Genomic DNA, 21095 nt, shown 5'->3' with positions numbered 1-21095 from the left:
GAAAGCGCGGCACCGCAAGGGCACCGCGCGCAAAAGCGATAAGGCTATGCTAGCAGATGCAGCCGTCGGCAAGCGTCTGTTTACCGCCGACAAACACATCGGTGGCACGACCGGTGAGCGTGCGGCCGGCAAAACCGGAGTTCTCGGCGCGCGACTCGTAACCGTCCTCGCCGACCGTCCAGGTGACAGACGCGTCGAAGACGGTCAGGTCGGCAACAGAGCCCGCCTTGACCTGAACCTGGTCGAGGCCCAGGATCTCACGCGGCTTAATAGCCATGAGCTCGACCATGCGGCCCATACCCATCTTGCCCGTGTTGACCAGCTCGGTGAGCACGAGCGACAGCGAGGTCTCGAGGCCGATCATGCCAAAGGGCGCGAGCTCGAACTCACGGGCTTTCTCCCACGGCGTGTGGGGAGCGTGATCGGTGACGATGACGTCGACGGTGCCGTCGATGACACCCTGGCGGATGGCCTCGGCATCCTCGTCGGTACGCAGCGGCGGGTTAACCTTGAGCGAGGTGTTGTAGGTCTCGTCCAGGTCGTTCTCGGTCAGGAACATGTGATGCGGGGTGGCCTCGCAGGTAACCTGAACGCCAGCGGCCTTGCCGGCACGCACGAGCTCCAGGCCATGGGCGGTGGAGATGTGCTGGATGTGCAGCTTGGCACCGGTCAGTTTGGCGATCTCGATGTCGCGGGCGATCTGGAGCTCCTCGCCGGCAGCCGGCCAGCCCTCGAGGGCCAGACGAGTCGAAACCTTGCCCTCGTTGATCTGGCCGTGGCCGACCAGGTCCTCGTCCTGGCAATGGCTCATGAAGACCTTGCCGAACATCTTGCCGTAGTCCATGCAGCGACGGAGCATGCCTGCACCCTGCACGCCGCGACCGTCGTCGGTGAAGGCGACGGCGCCGTGGGCGACCATATCGCCCATCTCGGACATAGCCTCGCCCTTAAGACCGCGGGTCATGGCGCCAGAAGGATAGACGCGGCAGTGGCCGACCTCGGCAGCGCGGGACTTGACGAACTCAACAACGGTACCGTTATCGGTAACGGGGTCGGTGTTGGGCATGGCGCACACGCCAGTGAAGCCGCCCTTGGCAGCTGCGCGGGTGCCGCTCTCGATGTCCTCTTTGACCTCGTAGCCGGGCTCGCGCAGGTGGACGTGCATGTCCACCAGGCCAGGGACAAGATACTTACCGGAAAGGTCGCGGACCTCGGCTCCCTCGGCGGCGAGGTTCTCGCCGACCTCGGCGATCTTGTCGCCGTCGATTAGGACGTCAACGACCCCGTCAAGCTCGACGGACGGATCGACGACGTGGGCATTCTTAAGAAGCAAGGCCATTATCGGCACCTCCAAGCAGCAGATACAGGATAGCCATACGCACGCAGATACCGGCGTAGACCTGCTCCAGGATGACGGAGCGTTGCGGGTGGTCGGCCATATAGGAGTCGAACTCGACGCCGCGGTTGATGGGGCCCGGGTGGCAAATGATCGCGTCGGGCTTCATGAGCTTCTCACGGTCCTTGGTCAGGCCGAAGAGCTTGTGGTACTCGCGAATGGTCGGGAACGGGGCACCCTCGAGGCGCTCCTGCTGTACGCGCAGCATGTAGACGACGTCCAGCTCGGGCAGGACGGAATCGAGGTCGCTCGTCACGTGGTCGCAGCCCAGAACCTCGGGCGCCGGCGGCAGCAGCGTGCCGGGGGCGACGGCGTAGGTCTCGCAGCCCATGATCTTCAACGCGGGGATCAGCGAGCCGCAGACGCGGGAGTGGGCGATGTCGCCGACGACGGCGACTTTCAGACCGTGGAAGTCACCCTTGTGCTCCCAGATGGTGTACAGGTCGAGCAGAGCCTGCGTGGGGTGATTGTGCTTACCGTCACCGGCGCAGATAACACTCGCGGGCGAATTCTGCGTGACGATGTAGGGAGCACCGGCATGTTTGTCGCGCACGACGATGCAGTCGATCTTGTAGGCGTTGAGCGTCTCGACGGTATCGACGAGGCTCTCGCCCTTGACCGTGGAGGTCGAGGAGCCGCCAAAGTTGAGGCTGTCGGCCGAAAGACGCTTCTCGGCGAGCTCGAAGGAGCTGCGGGTACGCGTCGAGGGCTCATTGAACATATTGACGATAGTCTTGCCCTTGAGCGTGGGGACCTTCTTGATGGCACGCTCGTTGACCTCGGAGAACGCCTTGGCGGTCTCGAGGATGAGCTTGATGTCCTCTTCGGAGTACTCGGTAATGTCGATCAGGTGCTTATGATTGAACGCCACGGTACTACTCACCTCCCAGCGGCGCGGAGCCCACGTGGGAACCCGGCGCGACGTCGTTGATCTCGACAGCGGTACGGCCGTCGACTTCCTTCATATATAGGTGCACGTTCTCCTCGTGCGACGAGGGAACGTTCTTGCCGACAAAGTCCGGCGAGATAGGGAGCTCGCGGTGACCGCGGTCAACGAGAACTGCCAGCTCGATGCGGCTCGGACGGCCCAGGTCCATAACGGCGTCCAGAGCGGCGCGGATGGTGCGACCCGTGTACAGGATGTCGTCCACCAAAACGACGCGCTTGCCGTCGACGCTGAAGGGAATGTTGGTAGCGTGGATCGCGGGAGCGAAGTTAGTCGCATAGTCATCGCGATAGAAGCTGATGTCCAGGCTGCCGAGCGGAACGTCAACACCCTCGATCTCCTTGATCGCCTCGGCGAGCTTCTTTGCCAGAAGGTCGCCGCGCGTGACGATGCCGACCAGAGCGAGGTCTTCACAGCCCTCGTTGCGCTCGAGAATCTCGTGCGCGATGCGGGTCATCGCTCGGTTGACGGCGGTCTCGTCCATGATGACCGCCTTGGGGGAAGTCGTGCCCATCGATCTCCTTCCTCACATGTCTTGACTGCTGATACAGTCAAAAAAAATAGATGCCCGACCGCTCAAAGCGGACCAGACACCCACAGGAAGGACTGCTCTATGGCAGCAATATAAATCCATGTGGGTATCTCGTACCCCTTTAATGGTCAAGGGATAGTGTAGCCAACCCCGAGCTTAATTGCGAGCATTAATACGGAGCAATCCGCAAACGGACTCAACGTTCCATAAACCTATATATATTTGCGGGACAAGCTTGAAAACGTCGATGCGAGCTGGCATAATCCCCTCTGCTACACGCAAATCGGATCTACGTCCAGGGCCGTAGCGTGGGCACTATCGCCATAAGAGAAATATCTCTGTGTAGATTACGCACAGGGAGCTGCTTCTGTGCTATAGTTCAGGCTTGTTTGTTAACGCGACATGTTCGTTTGTCGCCCAAGGAGGGTCAGTTATGTCCAAAGTTTGCGAAGTTTGCGGTAAGCACCCCGTTGCCGGTCGCTCCATCAGCCACTCTCACCGCGTCACCAACCGTAAGTTCCGCCCCAACATCCAGCGTGTCTACGTCGTCGTCGATGGTCACCGTCGCAAGATGAACGTTTGCTCCACCTGCCTTAAGTCTGGCAAGGTTGCGCGCTCCTAAATAAGGTCTTACCAACAAGTACCTCGGACTCTCCGGGTCAAAGACCTCGCGTTCACATAGAACTTACCAAAGGCGTCCTCTCTTGTGGAGGGCGCCTTTTTGCACTCATTGGGGACAGACTTACATGGGTGTTTTTACTCATTGGGGACAGACATGATGCGTGTCTGCGGCGCCCCGACTAGCTCCGGCCCCCGCCTCACGCAGCTTCCTTCCAGCCCGCAGTGGCCTTGGTCACACTTGTAGCGCCGATACCGGTGATACGGGCAATTTGCTTGACCGTGAGATGTGCCTGCCTGAGCCTCAGCAGGCAGGCATCGCGTTCGGGGCGTGGCAGGGCCTTAAGCAGCGTAGGATCTATGCTCGGCAGGACTTCGCGCGCAACGGAAAGGGCCTCCTCATCGGGGATCCGACGGCGTGGAAGAACCTCCACCGACCAGATGCGGCCGGCAACTTCCTTGAGATGCTCGCAATAGCAACGGGAGCCTCCGACAATATCGAGCATAGGGGCCGCATCACAAATGTCAAAGGGATCGTAGCCCAGCTGATATGCCTTGAAGCTTGACCATCGGTACGCCTCGAGTGAGTCGATCGAACCTTTCACAGGATTGAGATGGATATAATCGAGCAACTGCACCGCCTGAGTGTCCGACTCAACCGCGACCCGCGAATAGCGATTGTCAAATAGATGACCCGTTCTTCCCGTTTTCCCATTGAAATACTTAGCATACGCCGTCAATGCGCACTGCATCGCCTTTGAAAGGTTGTCATAAGGGTCATCAACCATCAAATGGAAGTGGTTGTCCATAAGGCACCAAGCTAACACCGCCACTTTATGGCGTGCAAACCTGTCCGAGATATCCGACAAGAAACGATAGCGGTCGGAGTCATCTTCAAAAATAATCTGCTTGGAATTGCCGCGGTCATAAACATGGTAATAGCCGGTGATCGAAACGGCGCGGGCACATCGGGGCATAATCTCTCCTTTCAAAACTGTACAGGCAACACCTAAAAGGAGAGAAGCAACGCGAAATGCTGAGCCTGTGATCTATTTATATCCAATAAGCGGCAATAACAGGTCCAGAACAGCGAAATGGCAAAACGATGTCTGTCCCAAATGAGTGAAAGCACTCATATAAGTCTGTCCCCAATGAGCAGGCCGATGCCAGGCTGATATTTATAATTAAAACGCTTCAGTAGATTGAAGCGTTTTAGTGTGCCTTTTACGGGAATCTTACCGTTCGCCGAATAATTTCTTGCTATCATGCAACACGTAGGGTAAATCTCCGATCGCAAGGAGACACAAATGGTGAAAAAGTCACCGGAAAACACTACTCCCGCAATTGTGGACAACGTAGAGGCGCTTGAGGCTAAGCTCGCTCAGATGCGAGAGGCCCAGGCGCTTTTTGCTACGTACACGCAGGAGCAGGTCGACAAGATCTTCTACGAGGCCGCCATGGCCGCCAACAAGGCTCGTATCCCGCTGGCGAAGATGGCCATCGAGGAGACCGGTCGCGGCGTTCTTGAGGACAAGGTCATCAAGAACCACTACGCCGCAGAGTACATCTACAACGCTTACAAGAACACCAAGACCTGTGGTGTCATTGAGCGCGACGAGGCCTACGGCATCACCAAGATCGCTGAGCCCATCGGCATCGTGGGCGCCGTCATCCCGACGACCAACCCCACCTCCACCGCGATCTTCAAGACGCTGATCAGCCTGAAGACCCGCAACGCCATCATCATCTCCCCGCACCCGGCTGCCGCCAAGTGCACCATCGCCGCCGCCAAGCTCGTGCTTGACGCCGCCGTCAAGGCCGGCGCCCCCGAGGGCATCATCGGCTGGGTCGATGTCCCCTCCATCGAGCTGACCAACATGGTCATGCGCGATGTCGACATCATCCTCGCCACCGGTGGCCCGGGCATGGTCAAGGCCGCCTACTCCTCGGGCAAGCCCGCCCTGGGCGTTGGCGCCGGTAACACCCCGGTCGTCATCGACGACACCGCCGACGTGCTGCTCGCCGTCAACTCCATCATCCACTCCAAGACCTTCGACAACGGCATGATCTGCGCTTCCGAGCAGTCCGTGACCGTCATCGACACCATCTATGACCAGGTTAAGGCCGAATTCCAGAAGCGCGGCTGCTACTTCGTCAAGCAGGGTGCCGAGATGGAGGCCCTGCGCGGCGCCATGTTCAAGAACGGCGCTCTCGATCACCGCATCCCCGGCATGGCTGCCGCCAAGATCGCCGAGCTCGCCGGTATCGAGGTTCCCGCCAAGACCAAGATCCTGATCGCCGAGGTCACCTCCACCGACCCCGCCAAGGAGGAGTTCTCCCACGAGAAGCTCTCCCCTGTCCTGGCCATGTATCACGCCAAGGACTTCCAGGAGGCCGTCGACAAGGCCGAGCACCTGGTACTCGCCGGTGGCCCGGGCCACACCGCCTCTCTGTACGTGCATCCCGCCCAGGCCGAGAAGATCAGCCTGTTCGAGCATGTCATGAAGGCCTGCCGCATCGTCATCAACACCCCGTCCTCGCACGGCGGCATCGGTGACCTGTACAACTTTGGCATGAAGCCGTCTCTGACCCTGGGCTGCGGCTCCTGGGGCGGCAACTCCGTCTCCGAGAACGTTGGGGTGAAGCACTTGATCAACGTTAAGACTGTGGCCGAGCGCCGTGAGAACATGCTGTGGTTCCGCGCTCCCGAGAAGGTCTACTTCAAGAAGGGTTCCACGCCCGTCGCTCTCGACGAGCTGGGCAGCGTCATGGGCAAGAAGCGCGCCTTTATCGTCACCGACCAGTTCCTCTTCAAGAATGGCAACACCCGCGCCATCGAGGCCAAGCTCGACGAGATGGGCATCGCCCACGACTGCTTCTACGACGTCGAGCCCGATCCGTCGCTGCAGTGCGCACGTCGCGGCGCCAAGCAGATGGCTCTCTTTGAGCCGGACGTCATCATCGCCGTCGGCGGTGGCTCCGCTATGGACGCCGGCAAGATCATGTGGATGATGTACGAGCACCCCGAGTGCAAGTTTGAGGACATGGCCATGGACTTCATGGACATCCGCAAGCGTATCTTCACCTTCCCCGAGATGGGCAAGAAGGCCTACTTCGTCGCCGTCCCGACCTCTTCGGGCACCGGTTCCGAGTGCACGCCGTTCGCCATCATCACCGACAAGGAGACCGGCATCAAGTGGCCGCTCGCCGACTACGCGCTGCTCCCCAACATGGCTATCGTTGACGCCGACAACTGCATGACCGCCCCGCGCGGCCTGACCGCCGCCTCCGGCATCGACGTCATGACCCACGCCATCGAGTCCTATGTCTCCATCATGGCCTCCGACTACACCAAGGGCCTCTCCGAGCGCGCTGCCAAGCTCGTCTTCGAGAACCTGCCCTCCAGCTTCGAAAACGGCGCCAAGGACCCGCATGCCCGCGAGGAGATGCACAACGCCTCCTGCATGGCCGGTATGGCCTTCGCCAACGCCTTCCTGGGCCTCAACCACTCCATGGCCCACAAGCTCGGTGCCTTCCATCACCTGCCCCACGGCATCGCCAACGCCATCATCCTGACTCGCGTCATGCGCTACAACGCCGCCGAGGCCCCCGTCAAGATGGGCACGTTCTCCCAGTATCCTTACCCCAACGCGCTGCACAACTACGCCGAGATGGCCAAGTACTGCGGTATCGAGGGCAAGGACGACAAGGAGGTCTTCGAGAACTTCATCACGAAGCTCGAGGAGCTCAAGGACTTCATCGGTGTCAAGAAGACCATCGCCGACTACGGTGTTGACGAGCAGTACTTCCTCGACACCCTCGACGAGATGACCGAGCAGGCATTCAACGACCAGTGCACCGGCGCTAACCCGCGCTACCCGCTCATGAGCGAGATCAAGGAGCTCTACCTGGACGCCTACTATGGCCGCGAGCCCCAGGACTACGCCGTCTGCTAGTTTTTAGCACGGTTATTTCGGCGGGGGTGAACGGGCGCACGCACGCCCCCGCCGCTGCTTCTATCGCATCGTTGAAAGGATGCAATCATGCTGCTCCCCGAATCCAAGACCGAGCTCGTCCGTCGCGGCAACAAAGTCGTTTACGACCTGGGCGACAAGATCGTCAAGGTCTTTAACGAGACCAAGCCCGTCTCCGACGTGTTCAACGAGGCTTTGAATCTTGCCCGCATCAATGAGTGCGGCATCCGCAGCCCCAAGGCTCTCGAGGTTTCTCAGCTCGAGAACGCCAACGGCTGGGCGCTCGTGACCGAGAAGGTTCCGGGCACCACCCTTGCCGAGAAGATGACTGCCGAGCCCCAGCGCTTTGGTGAGTACCTCGAGATGTTCGTCGACCTCCAGATCGAGATCCACGGCTACACCTCCCCGCTGCTCAACCGTCAGCGCGACAAGTTCGCCCGCATGATCGACAGCCTCGATCAGCTCAATGCCACCACGCGCTACAACCTTCAGGAGCGTCTGGACGGCATGACCAAGGAGTTCAAGGTCTGCCACGGTGACTTCAACCCCTCCAACGTCATCGTTGGCGACGACGGCCAGCTGTACGTCTGCGACTGGGCACACGCCACCCAGGGCTCCCCTGCTGCCGACGTTGCCACCACCTACCTGCTCTTTGCCCTCAACAGCAAGGATCAGGCCGAGGCCTACCTGGAGCTCTACTGCGATCGCGCCGACATGCCCATGCAGGTCGTGCGTCAGTGGACGAGCATCGTCGCCGCTTCCGAGCTCGCTCGTAAGCGCAACGTGAACGATGAGTTCCTGAAGAACTGGATCGACGTCGTCGATTATCAGTAATATCTGAGCGATTTATTTCGCATCGGAGGCACAAAGGAAAACCCCACAGCTCGCATGGGCTGCGGGGTTTTCCTTTTAGCAACAAATGTCCCTTAGACGCAAAAGCGGCCCTGCATCTCTACCTCGAGAGACGCAGGGCCGTTTAACAAGTGCACTAAAACAAGTGCACTAAACGCAGCGGACTCGATTAACGGCGTGCTGCTTTCACAAGCTCAGCCACCTTGGCGACAACCTCATCGATCGCCACATCCTCGCGCTCGCCCGTGGCACGATCCTTGAGCTCGACGGTGCCGTTCTTAAGGCCGCGCTTGCCGAGCACCACCTGATAAGGGAAGCCCATAAGGTCGTTGTCGGCAAACTTAAAGCCGGGACGCTCGTCACGGTCGTCAACGACAACCTCGATACCCTCGGCGCACAGACCCTCGACGATTTGATCGCAAACAGAAGCGCACTCCTCCTTCTTGGGGTCGAGCGGAATCACCGCAACCTCGTACGGGGCAACGGAGACCGGCCAAACGATACCGTGCTCGTCGTTGTGCTGCTCCACGACGGCAGCGAGCGAGCGGGACACGCCCACGCCGTAGCAACCCATGATAAGCGGCTTCTCCTTGCCGTCCTCGTCCATAAAGGTGGCACCCATGGCCTCGGAGTACTTGGTGCCCAGCTGGAAGACCTGGGAAACCTCGATACCGCGAGCAGCGGAGAGCGGCTTGCCGCAGTGCGGGCAAGGGTCGCCGGCAACGACGGTAACCAGGTCGGCCCACTCGTCGACGGTAAAGTCGCGCTCGGGGCAGGCACCGGTAAAGTGATAGTCGACTTCGTTGGCACCGCAGGCCCACTGCTTGGACTCGCGCAGGCTCTCGTCGCAGACCAGACGAATGCCCTCGGGCAGGTTAACCGGTCCGATAAAGCCCTTATGCAGACCGTAGGTCTGGAGCTCCTCGTCGGTCATCATGCGATAGCCCTTGCCAAAGACATGCTCGGCCTTGCAGTCGTTGAGCTCATGATCGCCCGGAACGATGGCCACAACCGGCTTGCCCTCGGCGTCGATGAGAGCCAGCGACTTGCGCGTACCGTTCTCGGGGAAGCCGAAGAACTTGGCGACGGCCTCGATGGTGCCCATACCCGGAGTCTCGACCTTGGTGAGTGTGCCGTCGCCGGGGCCCTCGGTCACAACGACCTTGGTGCTTGCCGCCTCGTCATCGGCAGCAAAGCCACAATCGTCGCAGTAGACCAGTGAAGCCTCGCCGGCATCTGCCAGCGCCATGAACTCGACGGAGGTGTCGCCACCGATCTCGCCGGAATCGGCGACGACGGGCAGGGCCTTGATGTAGCAGCGCTCGCAGATATTGGCGTAGGCCTGCTTCATCTTGTCGTACTCCTCCTGCAGGCTCTCCTGCGTGGCAGAAAAGCTGTAGGCGTCTTTCATGATGAACTCGCGACCGCGCATCAGGCCAAAGCGGGGACGGAACTCGTCGCGGAACTTGTCCTGGATGTGATAGAGATTCACCGGCAGTTGCTTGTATGAACGCAGCTCGTTGCGCACCAGGGCAGTCACGGTCTCCTCGTGCGTGGGGCCGAGCACGAACTCGCGGCCGTGGCGGTCATCAAAGCGCACGAGCTCCTTGCCATAGGCATCGATACGGCCGGACTCACGCCACAGCTCGGCATCGACCATGATGGGCATCATGAGCTCCTGAGCGCCGGCGGCGTCCATCTCGTCGCGCACGATGTTCTCAATCTTGCGAATCGAGCGCCACGCGAGCGGCAGATAGGAATAGAGACCGGCAGCCTCCTTGCGGATCATACCGGCACGGAGCAGCAGGCGATGGCTCGCAAGCTCAGCGTCGGCTGGATCCTCTTTGAGCGTCGGAGCATACAGCTTAGACATATACATTGCTCGGGTCATTTATTTCTCCTCAATAAGCTTGTCGACCTCGGCCATAAGCGCGTCGACAATTTGGTCCTCCGCTACTTTACCAATGATCTGGCCGTGCGAAAAGAGCAGGCCCTGACCACGTCCGCAAGCAACGCCCAGGTCGGCATCAGAAGCCTCACCGGGGCCATTGACGGCGCATCCCATGACGGCAATCGAAAGCGGCGCGGCATAGTTCTTAAGCCGCTCGGTTACTTCCTCGGCGATTGCGATCAGGTTAACCTGACAGCGGGCGCACGTTGGGCACGAGACAATCTCGGGGCCGCGGCGACGCAGGCCCAGCGACTGCAAAACTCCCCAGGCGACCGGCGGCTCCTCAACCGGATCGGCCGTGAGCGAAACGCGCATGGTGTCACCGATTCCCTCGGACAGCAGGATGCCAAGGCCCACCGAGCTCTTGATGGTGCCCTGCAGCTTGGTACCCGCCTCGGTTACGCCCAGGTGGAGCGGAACGTGGGGAATCTCACGCGACAGGGCACGATAGGTGTCGAGCGTCGTTTGCACGCTATGGGCCTTGGCCGAAAGCACAATGTTCGTAAAGCCGCGGTCTTCAAAATGCTTGACGAAACGTTCGCTCGACATCACGAGCTTTTCGGGCTGCGTGAGGTCGTCGCGCTCAGCGATATCCTGCTCAAGAGAACCAGCATTGACGCCGATACGAATCGCACAGCCCGCGGCACCCGCAGCATCGATCACCGCGTCAACCTTGGCCCAATCGCCGATATTGCCGGGATTGATGCGCAGCTTGGCAGCACCGGCCTCAACGGCACCAATGGCGAGCTTATGGTTAAAGTGGATATCGGCAACGATCGGCACCGGAGACTCGGCACAGATGGCGCGGAAACCCTCAAGCGCGGCCTCGGTGGGCACGCTCACGCGCACGATATCGCAGCCAGCCTGCGCCAACGCGCGCACTTGCGCAAGCGTTGCCTGGGCATCAGCGGTATCAGTGCAGGTCATGGATTGGACCGCCACCGGCGCGCCTCCACCGATCTGCACGCCGCCCACATGCACGGGGCGCGTCAACTCGCGAGGCAAAGGATGGGATGAAGACAATCCAAACACTCCCCTACAGAATAAATCGAAGGATGTCGGAACGAAGCATATAGACAAACAGCAGCGCAAAGAGCGCGATGCCCACATAGCTCACAATCGTCTGGACCTTAAGCGGAAGCTCGCGGCCCGCAATCTTTTGAATGATCTCGATGACCAACTTGCCGCCATCGAGTGGCGGGATGGGCAGCAGGTTCATAAAGCCAAGCGAGAACGAAATGAGGGCGGCAAACGAAAGGAACGTGGCAGGGCCGGCAGCAGCAGCTTGTGAGGACATAACGCTAATACCCACGATCGAAGAGGACTGATCGAGAATCTCCATCGTATGCTGAGGCTGGAGCAGGCGCATCACGCCCTCCGCTGTCCGCACGACATAGGAGAACGACAGGCGAGCCGACGTGATGGGGTCTAAACGGACCACCTGCGTAGAGACATACACACCTAGGCGTTCGTCCTCTTTGAGCGCGACCGTGGTCGAATGCTTCTTGCCGTCACGCTCGTACTCAATGGCTATATCGTCCTTACCGGCAGCCTTGCCAATGGCATCGTAAACGTCCATCCAGGTAGAGCACGATACTCCGTCGACCGAAAGAATCGCGTCGCCATCCTCGATTCCCGCCGCGGAGGCAATCGAGCCTTCGTCAACCTGGCCGATCACATTGGTGTCCACCGGCACCGTGACACCCGCGATGGAATAGATGCTCATAAGGAGCAAAAAGCCCGTCAGGATATTGACGATAATGCCCGCAAGCAGCATAAAGGCACGCTTGACAAAGACCTGACCCAAATAGGTGTGCGAGCGCTCGCGTGCAAGGAATTCGGCCTCGCCGCACGGCAGTTCCCATACATCACCCTCGGCAGTCGCGTGCTCGCGATCGAACCGACGGCCGTCAAAGGTGGTATAACCCGCCGCATCACGCGGCAGGGTCTGGTACTTGGTGGGATAGTAACCAGGCGAAGGCTTTTCTCCTTCTTCATACCAAGGAGCTATGGAGCCCCAACCCAGCAGCAAAGCACAGGCCTCGAGCACATCCTCCTCGGACAGCTCAAGCTCGACGGCAAGATCGGCCACCGTCACACGGCCGTGGCGATAGATGGCGGCAAGCACGCGATCGGCATACGAGACATCGGTCGGATCCATGCCACAGATGGCAGCATACCCACCCAGCAACAGCGGGGTCACGCCAAACTTGGTGCCGATCCGACGAGACGTATGGTGAATATCAAAGCGACACGGCAGGCCCAAAAAGAACTCAGTCACCCGGACGCCGCAGGCACGCGCCGCCAAAAAGTGGCCGCCCTCGTGCAAAAACACGAGGACGGAAAGCATCAGCAGGCCCCAAAAGACCGATGAGAGAACGCTCAGAACAGTTTCCATAAAACGAAAAAGCAATCCTTATGGGTTAAAAACGGGTTGCGGCGAGCACTTGCGCGGCCTTTTCACGCGCCCACGCATCGATACCGCGAAGCTGTTCAAACGAATCGACCGTCTGCGCATCATGCGCATCCATACAGGATTCCACAATGCGATCGATATCGGTAAAACTGCAGCCATCATGCAGGAAGGCATCGACGGCGACCTCGTTGGCGGCATTGAGCACGCACGGCATGGTGCCGCCCGTCTTGCCCGCACGCTCGGCCAGCGCCAGGCAGCGGAACGTATCCATGTCGGCCGCAGCAAAGGTAAGCTGACCCAACTCGCGGAAATCGATGCGCGGAGCCGGAGTATCCCAGCGCTCGGGATACGAGAAGGCAAACTGGATGGGAATGCGCATGTCAGATGCCCCGAGATGCGCCATCACGGAGCCGTCGGCAAACTCGACCATCGAATGGATCTTTGACTGGCGCTGCACGACCACGTTGATAACGTCGAGGCCGCAACCGAACAGGCGCATCGCCTCGATACGCTCCAGGCCCTTGTTCATGAGGGTAGCCGAGTCGATCGTGGTCTTGGCACCCATAGCCCAAGTGGGATGCGCCAAGGCGTCATTACGGGTCACACGGTCGAGCTCCTCGCGCGAACGGCCAAAGAACGGACCGCCCGAGCAGGTAAGCCAAATACAGTGGGCCTCGCGCGGATTCTCACCCAGATAGCACTGGTAAATTGCAGAATGCTCGGAATCGACCGGGATAAGCTGACCGGGCTGTGCCAACGGCATCAGCAGGTCACCGCCAACAACGAGCGACTCCTTATTGGCAAGGGCAAGGCGCTTATTCGAGATCAAGGCAGCATGGCTTGCCTCGAGACCAGCCGCGCCAACAATGGCAACGAGCACGCAATCGACATCATCACGGCACGCGAGATCACAGACCGCCTGCGCACCAACGCCGACGTTCGTGCCCTGAGGCAGCTCCTGCAGCACGGCATCAGACCCGTGAGCGGTATCTGCGATGGCAACAGCCGGAACCGAAAACTCACGGGCAAACGCAACGAGCTCAGTGGTACTGGAATTAACGGAAAGAGCCGTCACCTGCAGACGATCGGCATGCTGACGGCAAACATCGAGCGCCTGGGTACCGATAGAGCCCGTACAGCCCAGGATGGCAACACGGAGACGTCCATCGGAGCCATAGGTCGTCTGGAAGGACATTACAGCACGCCTCCGATCATCAGCATCAGCTGCGCGGTGATGCAGCCGAAGATAAGCGAATCGCTACGATCGAGCATGCCGCCGTGGCCCGGGATAAGGTTGCCGGAATCCTTGACGCCCACACCGCGCTTGATGCGCGACTCGATAAGGTCGCCGATAACGCCCAGGATGGACACAACCACGCCGCAAAGCAGCGCATAGGGCAAGCTCAGCTTATAGAAATGCGTCACCCACAAAATGAGCCAGATGAGAACCGAGCCCAAGATGCCACCAACAAAGCCCTCCCAGCTCTTTTTGGGAGAGATCTTGGGGACCATCTTGTGTTTGCCGATACGACTGCCCACGATGTAGGCAAACGAATCGGAGACCCAAAGGGACGCGCAAACACCCACTGAAAGCAGGGCGCCGGCAAAACCGGGCACGGCATCGCGCAGCAGCACAATAGCCGACAGCATAAAGCCTGTGTAGATGGGACCCATGAGCGTCACGGCCACATCAGAGATGCGGGTACGCGGCGACCAAACATACCAAATGCCCACCGCGAGCATCAGTGCAAAAAGCAGGGCGTTCAGCAAAAGCGAATCGCCAAGCGCCGATAACGGAAAGAGCACGGCGGCAATAATGCCCAGATGCTCGTTGGCGACCTTGCCATCGAGCCTCGTCATACGGAAAAACTCAAAGCAGCAAAGCCCGCTCATGACAGAGACAAAAATGGCGGTGGGCACGATACCCAAAACCAGGCACAGGATAAAGACGACGGCGTAGACGATACCGGCGGCGGCACGGGTAATAAAGCCCGCAAGCCACGAACCGGTGCCGTTCTTCGCTGCAGGCGCTCCCGCAGTGGCAGCTTTGCGCGCAGGCGTCTTGGGAGCAGATGCCTTGGGACGATCGGACACGATTAAGCCTCCTCGGTCTTGCTCAGTCCACCAAACCTACGGTCACGGCCCTGATAGGCCAAAATGGCGTCAACAAGGCCCCAACGATTAAAGTCAGGCCAATAGGTATCGGTGACATAGAACTCGGAATAAGCCACCTGCCACAGCAGATAGTTCGAAAGGCGAAGCTCACCAGAGGTGCGAATGACCAGCTCGGGATCGGGAAGACCGGCGGTGTACAGGTGCGAAGCAACCATATCATCGTCGATAGCAGCAGGGTCGATCTTGCCGGAGGCGGCATCGAGCGCAAGCTGACGGGCGGCACGGGTAATCTCGGCACGCGCGCCGTAGTTGACGGCGAGCGCCAGCGTCATACCGGTGTGATTGGCGCACTCGGCAAGACCGCATTCAAAAACGTCGCGGGTCTTCTTGGGCAGCGCGGAAATATCACCCAAAAAGACAACACGGACGTTTTCGCGCTTCAGAAGCGGCAGCTCATCGATAAACGTCTTGGCAAACAGATGCATCAAGACGTTAACCTCATGCTGCGGGCGGTTCCAGTTTTCGGTTGAAAACGCATAGGCGGAAAGCACGTCGACACCCAGACGCACGCAGGCAGTAATGATCTCACGAAGGGAGACGATACCCGCCTTGTGACCCTCGGTACGGGCAAGACCTCGCGCCGTAGCCCAGCGACCGTTACCGTCCATGATGCACGAGATATGGCGCGGAATGTTATTGAGGTCAAGGTCGGAAAAACCGACGCCCGCAGGGGCGTCGGCAAAGTACTCGACCAGTTTGTTCTCGTCGTATTGCACCTTAGATCTCCATGACCTCGGCTTCTTTTTCCTTCAGAAGCTCCTCGACCTTGGCGACATACTCGTCGGTATGCTTCTGCACCTTGGCCTGCTCACGGCGGACGTCGTCCTCGGTGAGCTCCTCATCGCGCTCGAGCTTGTTGTTAAAGTCGCGACGGATGTTACGGATAGACACCTTGGCCTGCTCGGCGTACTCGCGGCACTCCTTGACGAGCTCGCGACGGCGCTCCTCGGTGGGAGCCGGGAACGGAAGACGAACAACGGTGCCATCGGAGTTGGGGGTAATACCCAGATCGGAAGCGCCGATGGCCTTGACGATGGCGTTGATAAGCGCCTTATCCCACGGCTCGATGAGCAGCATGTGGGCCTCGGGGGTCTTTACGGCGGCAACCTGCGTGACCGGCGTGGGAACACCGTAATAATCGACGGTGATGTCGGACAGAATGTTAGCGTTGGCTCGGCCGGTACGGACCTTGGAGAAGTTATGCTTGAGGGACTCGAGCGACTTGTCCATGTGGGCGGTGATGTTCTCTGCCATGCTTAATCCTCCTGATAGACGAGCGTGCCGACGGGCTCACCCGAAAGCGCGCGCTTGACGTTGTCCTCGCCATCGATGTTGAGGACCAAAATGGGCATACGGTTATCCTGGCACAGGGCCGTAGCCGTGGAATCCATAACCTGCAGGCCGCGGACGAGCACCTCGTGATAGGTGATCTTGTCAAAGCGGACGGCATCGGCGCACTTGACGGGATCTTTGTCGTAGATACCGTCGACCTTGGTGGCCTTAATCAGAATCTCCGCACCGATCTCGCAGGCGCGAAGGGCCGCGGCGGTGTCAGTCGTAAAGTACGGATTGCCCGAGCCGGCCGCGAAGATAACGACATTGCCCTTGGACAGGTGATTGATGGCGCGACGACGAATATAGGGCTCGCAAATCTCGTTCATCTGGATGGCACTCATAACGCGGCAGGGAACATCGTTATGCTCGAAGGCATCCTGCAGGGCGAGCGCGTTCATAACGGTTGCAAGCATGCCCATGTAATCGGCCTGAGCACGCTCCATACCGCCGGCAGCTCCAGCCATGCCGCGGAAAATATTGCCGCCGCCGACAACGATGCCGACCTCATGGCCAACGGCAAGCAGCTCCTTGACCTGCTTGGCAAGATGGTCGGTAATCTTGGGGTCGATGCCATAGTGGCCATCGCCCATCAGTGCTTCGCCGGAAAGCTTCAAAAGCACGCGTTTATATCGGATGTCGGACAAAGCGATCCTCCTTTAATTAGACTCTCAATATGATATCAAAGGCTCTGCTTAGAGCCATGAAAAAGCAGGCTGTGAGTAAAACCCACAGCCTGCTCATTACCAGCTACAAGAGCTTATTTACTCGCCACGGACCAGACGGTCGAAGGCAACGACGGTAATGGTATCGCCGAGCTCCTTGGAGACCTGCTCAGCGTACTTCTTGATGGTGAGGGAGCTGTCCTTGATGAACTCCTGCTCGGTGAGCACGGACTGCTTGTAGAACTTCTCCAGACGGCCAACAGCCATCTTCTCCTGGATGGCCTCGGGCTTGCCGGACTCGGCAGCCTGAGCCATGTAAATCTGCTTCTCATGCTCGACGGTCTCGGCCGGAACCTGATCGCGGGTAGCGCAGATCGGAGCGACAGCGGCAACCTGAAGGGCAACGTCGTGGGCAAAGGTCTTGAAGGACTCAGCCTGAGCGGTCTCAGCCTTCTCGAAAGCAAACTCGACGAGAACGCCGATCTTACCACCCATGTGGATGTAAGAAGCGAGAGCGCCGTTCTCGGCCTTGCGGGCGGCGAAGCGAGAGATCTTCATGTTCTCGCCCATGATGTGAATCATCTCGGTGAGCTCGGAGGAAACGGTCTCCTCGCCCATCGGCTTCTCGAGCAGAGCGTCGACATCGGCCGGCTCGGTGGTGGCGACAACCTCGGCGACCTTGGAAGCAAAGCCGGTGAACTTGGCGTTGGAGCCGACGAAGTCGGTCTCGCAGGAGAGCTCGAGCAGAGCGCCGGTCTTGCCATCCTCGGAGACGAACGCGGCGACAGCGCCCTCGTTGGTCTCGCGGCCAGCCTTCTTGGCAGCCTTAGCGAGGCCGTTCTTACGCAGAACGTCAACAGCGGCGTCCATGTCACCGTCAGCCTCGACGAGAGCCTTCTTGCACTCCATCATCGGGGAGTCGGTCATCTCGCGGAGCTGCTTGACCATAGCGGCGGTAATCTGGGCCATTGTGGTTCCTTTCAAAGAGATGAAAAAGACTTAATTAGGACTGATTTACTCGGCCTTGGGCTCAGCGGCCATCTCGGCCTCGGAGACCTGCTCCTTGCCGGAGCCAGCGAGGCAAGCGTCGGCCATGAGCTCGCACATAAGGGTGACAGCGGAGATGGCGTCATCGTTGCAGGGGATGCCGTACTCGACCTCGTCGGGATCGGAGTTGGTATCGATCAGAGCGACGACGGGGATGTTCAGGCGCTGGGCCTCCTTGATGGCGTTCTCCTCGCGCTTGGTGTCGATGACGAAGAGAGCCTGGGGCAGACCCTTCATGTCGCGGGCGCCACCGAGGTTGGTCTGGAGCTTAGCGAGCTCCTTACCCAGAACAGCCTGCTCCTTCTTGGGAAGAACAGCCATGCGGCCGTCCTCGACCATGGCCTCGAGCTCCTCCATGCGGTTGATGCGGGAGCGGATGGTGACGAAGTTGGTCAGCATGCCGCCGAGCCAACGCTGGTTGATGTAAGGCATGTTGGCGCGCTCAGCGGCGTTCTTGACGGCCTCCTGAGCCTGCTTCTTGGTGCCGACGAACAGCACGTTGCCACCCTTGGCAACGTTCTTGACGAAGGTGTAAGCCTGGTCGGCGTCAAGAATGGTCTGCTTGAGGTCGAGGATGTAGATGCCGTTGCGCTCACCGAAGATGAACGGCTTCATCTTGGGGTTCCAGCGACGGGTCTGGTGACCGAAGTGGCAGCCGGCCTCGAGCAGGGTGCGGATATTAATCTTGGTAGCCATGTTAAACCTCCTGTGGTTTGCCTCCGCGCGGGGTCATCCTCCAAAACCAACCCGGACATGTGCTACCAAAGCCCGGGCACCACGGTATGAAGTAGCCGCGCGTGCGTGATAAAAACCTGTTGCCGTGAAGCAACCCGATGAATGATAGCAGGATTACATCTTTCTGCCAACCCGAAATCAAAACCACACACACGGACGCGCGATCGATTGGATAGAACCCATCTCCTGCCTTATTCGCCGCGCGGAAGAGCTTGGGTAACGGCGCGTTTGAGCCGATCGGGCGTGAGATGCGTATAAATCTGCGTGGTGGACAAGCTTGCATGCCCCAGCAACTCCTGGACAGAGCGCAAGTCCGCTCCGCCCTCGAGCAAATCGGTCGCAAAAGTATGGCGCATCGCATGCGGGGCGATATCGGAAGGGATACCCGCAAGCGTCGCCAACATATGAAACCGTCGCCTAAGCATGGCGGCGCTCATACGGTTGCCGCGTGCCGAGATAAACAGCGGATGCACACCGTTCGTACCGTCGCCACGCTTTGCCTGAGCAAGAAGCAACGGTCTTCCTTCCTCAATATAGCGGCGGGTCACATCGAGAGCACGCCGATACAGGGGCACGATACGCTCCTTGCTCCCCTTACCCCAAAGCCGCAGCGTTCGCTCGGACCAAGCAATGGACTCAACATTGAGTGCCGCAAGCTCAGAGATGCGAGCCCCAGATGCATAGAGCAATTCGAGCATCGCCGCATCGCGCAGTCCCGCAGGCGTTGAAACGTCTGGCGCTGCAAGCAGTGCCTTAACCTGCTGGGTGGTCAGCACTCCGGGCAAATCGCGTGGAAGCTTGGGCGAGGCAATCGCAGAGACAGCGTCTCCATCGATAAGACCCTCGGCAGCCATCCATCGATAGAACGAACGAATGGCAGACAGGTGCGCCGCAATCGTCCTGGGCGCCAGCTGCTCGCGCGACAGCTCCGCCAGATACATGCGAACGGTACGCACGTCCGCCGTGCGTGCATCGATATCCCCACGCTCGCACCAAGCGGCAAAACGCTCCAGACGAGAGCCGTAAGCAATAACAGTGTTAGAAGAAAGCCCCTCGACGCGTGCAATATAGGCTATGAACGAGTCGACGGCACCGTACAGGTCAAAGGCTATGGCCGGTCGCCCCCAAACAGGTCGGAGCGCGATTCCAGATAGGAATCCAGGGCCTTAAGGGCGCGATCCGCATAGGCCTGATAGCGCTCACGTTTGCTGCGGCGTTTACCGTCCTCGAGGGGAGGCACCAGGCCAAAATTAACATGCATGGGCTGATATCCGACCGTAGCAGGATCGGTCGCATAGCCCACGAGCGCGCCGAGAGCGCCCACGCGCGGCAGCTCGACAGGAGCAACCTCGATAGCCTCGGCATAGGTATTGAGCGCAGCGAGGAGACCCGTCGCGACCGCTTCCATGTAACCCTCCGTACCGGTAATCTGTCCGGCAAGGCGCACGCCCGTGCCGGGTACGGCGAAGGTCCCATCGAGCACATGGGGAGCATCGACAAAGGTATTGCGATGCATGACGCCATAGCGGAAGAACTCGGCATTCTCCAGACCGGGAACCATATGAAAAACGCGCTTCTGCTCGCCGAAGGTCAGGTTGGTCTGAAAACCAACCAGGTTATAGGCGGTCTTCTCCTTGTTCTCGGCGCGCAGCTGAATCGCCGCCCAGGGACGGCGACCGGTGCGCGGGTCGGTGAGCCCGACGGGCTTCATAGCGCCAAAGCGGATGGCATCCTTGCCCGTGCGCGCAACCTCCTCGGCTGGCTGACAGGCCTGGAAGAGGTCCCCGCCCTCAAAGTCCTTGAGCACCACGCGATCGGCCGTGGTAAGCGCCTCGATAAAGGCCTCGTACTCCTCCTTGTTGAGCGGGGCATTGAGATAGTCGCCACTCCCCTGCTCCTCGTAGCGCGACTGCGAGAACAGCACATCCATATCGAGCGTCGAGGCATCGACAATCGGGGCCGCGGCGTCAAAAAACGCCAGGGAATCACCACCGACGAGCTTCATGACCTCCCCGCTCAACGCCGGCGAGCACAAGGGACCCGCGGCGATAACCACATGGCCCTCGGGAATCTGGGTGACCTCGCCGTGAACGACCTCGATATTGGGACGGGCGGCAACCTCGGCCTCGACGAGCTCGGAGAATTTAACACGGTCGACCGCCAAGGCGCCACCAGCGGGAACGGCAGCGCGATGAGCGCAGTCGAGCAGCACCGAACCCATACGCTCGAGTTCGGCCTTCAACAGGCCGGCGGCGGAATCGGGTCGGGTCGACTTAAACGAATTGGAGCAGACGAGCTCCGCCAAGTGATCGGTATGGTGGGCAGGAGAGGTCACCAGCGGCCGCATCTCGCACAGCTTTACGGCAAACCCGCGATCTGCCAGCTGAATCGCGCATTCCGATCCCGCCAGACCGCCACCGATAACCGTCACTTGATCAAACAGCATCTGCAAACAC

The 21095-nt window shown here is 59.6% G+C and carries 19 protein-coding genes; 3 read left to right on the top strand and 16 right to left on the bottom strand.

What is annotated here, in order from left to right:
• Positions 1 to 49: 49 nt before the first annotated feature.
• The 3 genes from ACQRAJ_RS05445 to pyrR are packed head-to-tail and all read right to left on the bottom strand — an operon-like array spanning position 50 to position 2856.
• The gene (locus tag ACQRAJ_RS05445; protein ID WP_154516264.1) at positions 50 to 1339 is read right to left on the bottom strand and encodes a dihydroorotase; all 1290 of its coding nucleotides are present in this window, start codon (positions 1337 to 1339) and stop codon (positions 50 to 52) included.
• On the bottom strand, positions 1323 to 2267 hold the full coding sequence (locus ACQRAJ_RS05440; protein ID WP_035138537.1) for an aspartate carbamoyltransferase catalytic subunit: 945 nt from the start codon (positions 2265 to 2267) through the stop codon (positions 1323 to 1325). The genes ACQRAJ_RS05445 and ACQRAJ_RS05440 overlap by 17 nt, the downstream gene beginning before the upstream one ends.
• 4 nt (positions 2268 to 2271) lie before the next feature.
• A complete protein-coding gene (pyrR, locus tag ACQRAJ_RS05435) occupies positions 2272 to 2856 on the bottom strand; it encodes a bifunctional pyr operon transcriptional regulator/uracil phosphoribosyltransferase PyrR (RefSeq protein ID WP_138374176.1) in 585 nt (194 codons plus the stop codon).
• A 451-nt stretch (positions 2857 to 3307) separates the two neighbouring features.
• Here pyrR and rpmB point away from each other — a divergent pair, with 451 nt between their 5' ends.
• Entirely contained in the window at positions 3308 to 3496 is a 189-nt protein-coding gene (gene rpmB / locus ACQRAJ_RS05430; protein ID WP_022094725.1) for a 50S ribosomal protein L28, read from the top strand.
• 196 nt (positions 3497 to 3692) lie between these two features.
• Here the strand turns inward: rpmB and ACQRAJ_RS05425 are convergent, their stop codons facing one another.
• Complete coding sequence (locus tag ACQRAJ_RS05425) at positions 3693 to 4469, bottom strand: transposase (RefSeq protein WP_427726860.1); 777 nt, start codon at positions 4467 to 4469, stop codon at positions 3693 to 3695.
• A gap of 330 nt (positions 4470 to 4799) precedes the next feature.
• Here ACQRAJ_RS05425 and adhE point away from each other — a divergent pair, with 330 nt between their 5' ends.
• Together adhE and ACQRAJ_RS05415 are read left to right on the top strand one after the other, a co-directional pair.
• Positions 4800 to 7448 carry a bifunctional acetaldehyde-CoA/alcohol dehydrogenase gene (gene adhE / locus ACQRAJ_RS05420; protein ID WP_154516260.1) on the top strand — a complete coding sequence of 883 codons (2649 nt, stop codon included), beginning with the start codon at positions 4800 to 4802 and terminating at the stop codon, positions 7446 to 7448.
• An 87-nt stretch (positions 7449 to 7535) separates the two neighbouring features.
• Positions 7536 to 8300: an aminoglycoside phosphotransferase family protein gene (locus ACQRAJ_RS05415; RefSeq protein ID WP_154516259.1), complete on the top strand. Its 765-nt coding sequence runs from the start codon at positions 7536 to 7538 to the stop codon at positions 8298 to 8300.
• Between the two features lie 187 nt (positions 8301 to 8487).
• On the opposite strand, the gene ACQRAJ_RS05410 is transcribed toward ACQRAJ_RS05415, so the two are convergent.
• The 12 genes from ACQRAJ_RS05410 to trmFO all read right to left on the bottom strand — a co-directional run bounded on the left by ACQRAJ_RS05410 (position 8488) and on the right by trmFO (position 21085).
• Complete coding sequence (locus ACQRAJ_RS05410; RefSeq protein ID WP_154516538.1) at positions 8488 to 10197, bottom strand: proline--tRNA ligase; 1710 nt, start codon at positions 10195 to 10197, stop codon at positions 8488 to 8490.
• 12 nt (positions 10198 to 10209) lie between these two features.
• Positions 10210 to 11292, bottom strand: a complete 1083-nt coding sequence (gene ispG / locus ACQRAJ_RS05405; RefSeq protein ID WP_427747925.1) for a flavodoxin-dependent (E)-4-hydroxy-3-methylbut-2-enyl-diphosphate synthase — start codon at positions 11290 to 11292, stop codon at positions 10210 to 10212.
• Positions 11293 to 11305: 13 nt separating this feature from the next.
• Positions 11306 to 12667 (bottom strand): M50 family metallopeptidase, encoded by a 1362-nt coding sequence (locus ACQRAJ_RS05400; protein ID WP_427747924.1) that lies wholly within the window; start codon positions 12665 to 12667, stop codon positions 11306 to 11308.
• Between the two features lie 25 nt (positions 12668 to 12692).
• Positions 12693 to 13880 (bottom strand): 1-deoxy-D-xylulose-5-phosphate reductoisomerase, encoded by a 1188-nt coding sequence (gene dxr / locus ACQRAJ_RS05395; RefSeq protein WP_427747923.1) that lies wholly within the window; start codon positions 13878 to 13880, stop codon positions 12693 to 12695.
• Entirely contained in the window at positions 13880 to 14779 is a 900-nt protein-coding gene (locus ACQRAJ_RS05390) for a phosphatidate cytidylyltransferase (RefSeq protein ID WP_427726872.1), read from the bottom strand. Before ACQRAJ_RS05390 ends, dxr begins: the two co-directional genes overlap by 1 nt.
• A 2-nt stretch (positions 14780 to 14781) precedes the next feature.
• Complete coding sequence (locus ACQRAJ_RS05385) at positions 14782 to 15576, bottom strand: isoprenyl transferase (protein WP_427726874.1); 795 nt, start codon at positions 15574 to 15576, stop codon at positions 14782 to 14784.
• A gap of 1 nt (position 15577) precedes the next feature.
• A complete protein-coding gene (gene frr, locus ACQRAJ_RS05380; RefSeq protein WP_006236112.1) occupies positions 15578 to 16114 on the bottom strand; it encodes a ribosome recycling factor in 537 nt (178 codons plus the stop codon).
• A gap of 2 nt (positions 16115 to 16116) precedes the next feature.
• Positions 16117 to 16839: a UMP kinase gene (gene pyrH / locus ACQRAJ_RS05375; RefSeq protein ID WP_154516255.1), complete on the bottom strand. Its 723-nt coding sequence runs from the start codon at positions 16837 to 16839 to the stop codon at positions 16117 to 16119.
• A 117-nt stretch (positions 16840 to 16956) separates the two neighbouring features.
• A complete protein-coding gene (gene tsf, locus ACQRAJ_RS05370) occupies positions 16957 to 17826 on the bottom strand; it encodes a translation elongation factor Ts (RefSeq protein ID WP_022094736.1) in 870 nt (289 codons plus the stop codon).
• 45 nt (positions 17827 to 17871) lie between these two features.
• The gene (gene rpsB, locus ACQRAJ_RS05365) at positions 17872 to 18600 is read right to left on the bottom strand and encodes a 30S ribosomal protein S2 (RefSeq protein ID WP_055285135.1); all 729 of its coding nucleotides are present in this window, start codon (positions 18598 to 18600) and stop codon (positions 17872 to 17874) included.
• Positions 18601 to 18830: 230 nt separating this feature from the next.
• Positions 18831 to 19739 carry a tyrosine recombinase gene (locus ACQRAJ_RS05360; RefSeq protein WP_427747939.1) on the bottom strand — a complete coding sequence of 303 codons (909 nt, stop codon included), beginning with the start codon at positions 19737 to 19739 and terminating at the stop codon, positions 18831 to 18833.
• Between the two features lie 8 nt (positions 19740 to 19747).
• Positions 19748 to 21085 (bottom strand): methylenetetrahydrofolate--tRNA-(uracil(54)-C(5))-methyltransferase (FADH(2)-oxidizing) TrmFO, encoded by a 1338-nt coding sequence (trmFO, locus tag ACQRAJ_RS05355; RefSeq protein ID WP_427717560.1) that lies wholly within the window; start codon positions 21083 to 21085, stop codon positions 19748 to 19750.
• Between the last annotated feature and the right edge of the window lie 10 nt (positions 21086 to 21095).

Origin of the sequence: Collinsella sp. SGI.184 (assembly GCF_050313415.1) — a bacterium.
GTDB lineage: Bacteria > Actinomycetota > Coriobacteriia > Coriobacteriales > Coriobacteriaceae > Collinsella.
Note: the sequence above shows the minus strand (reverse complement) of the source record. Positions and strands in the feature narration are given on the sequence as shown.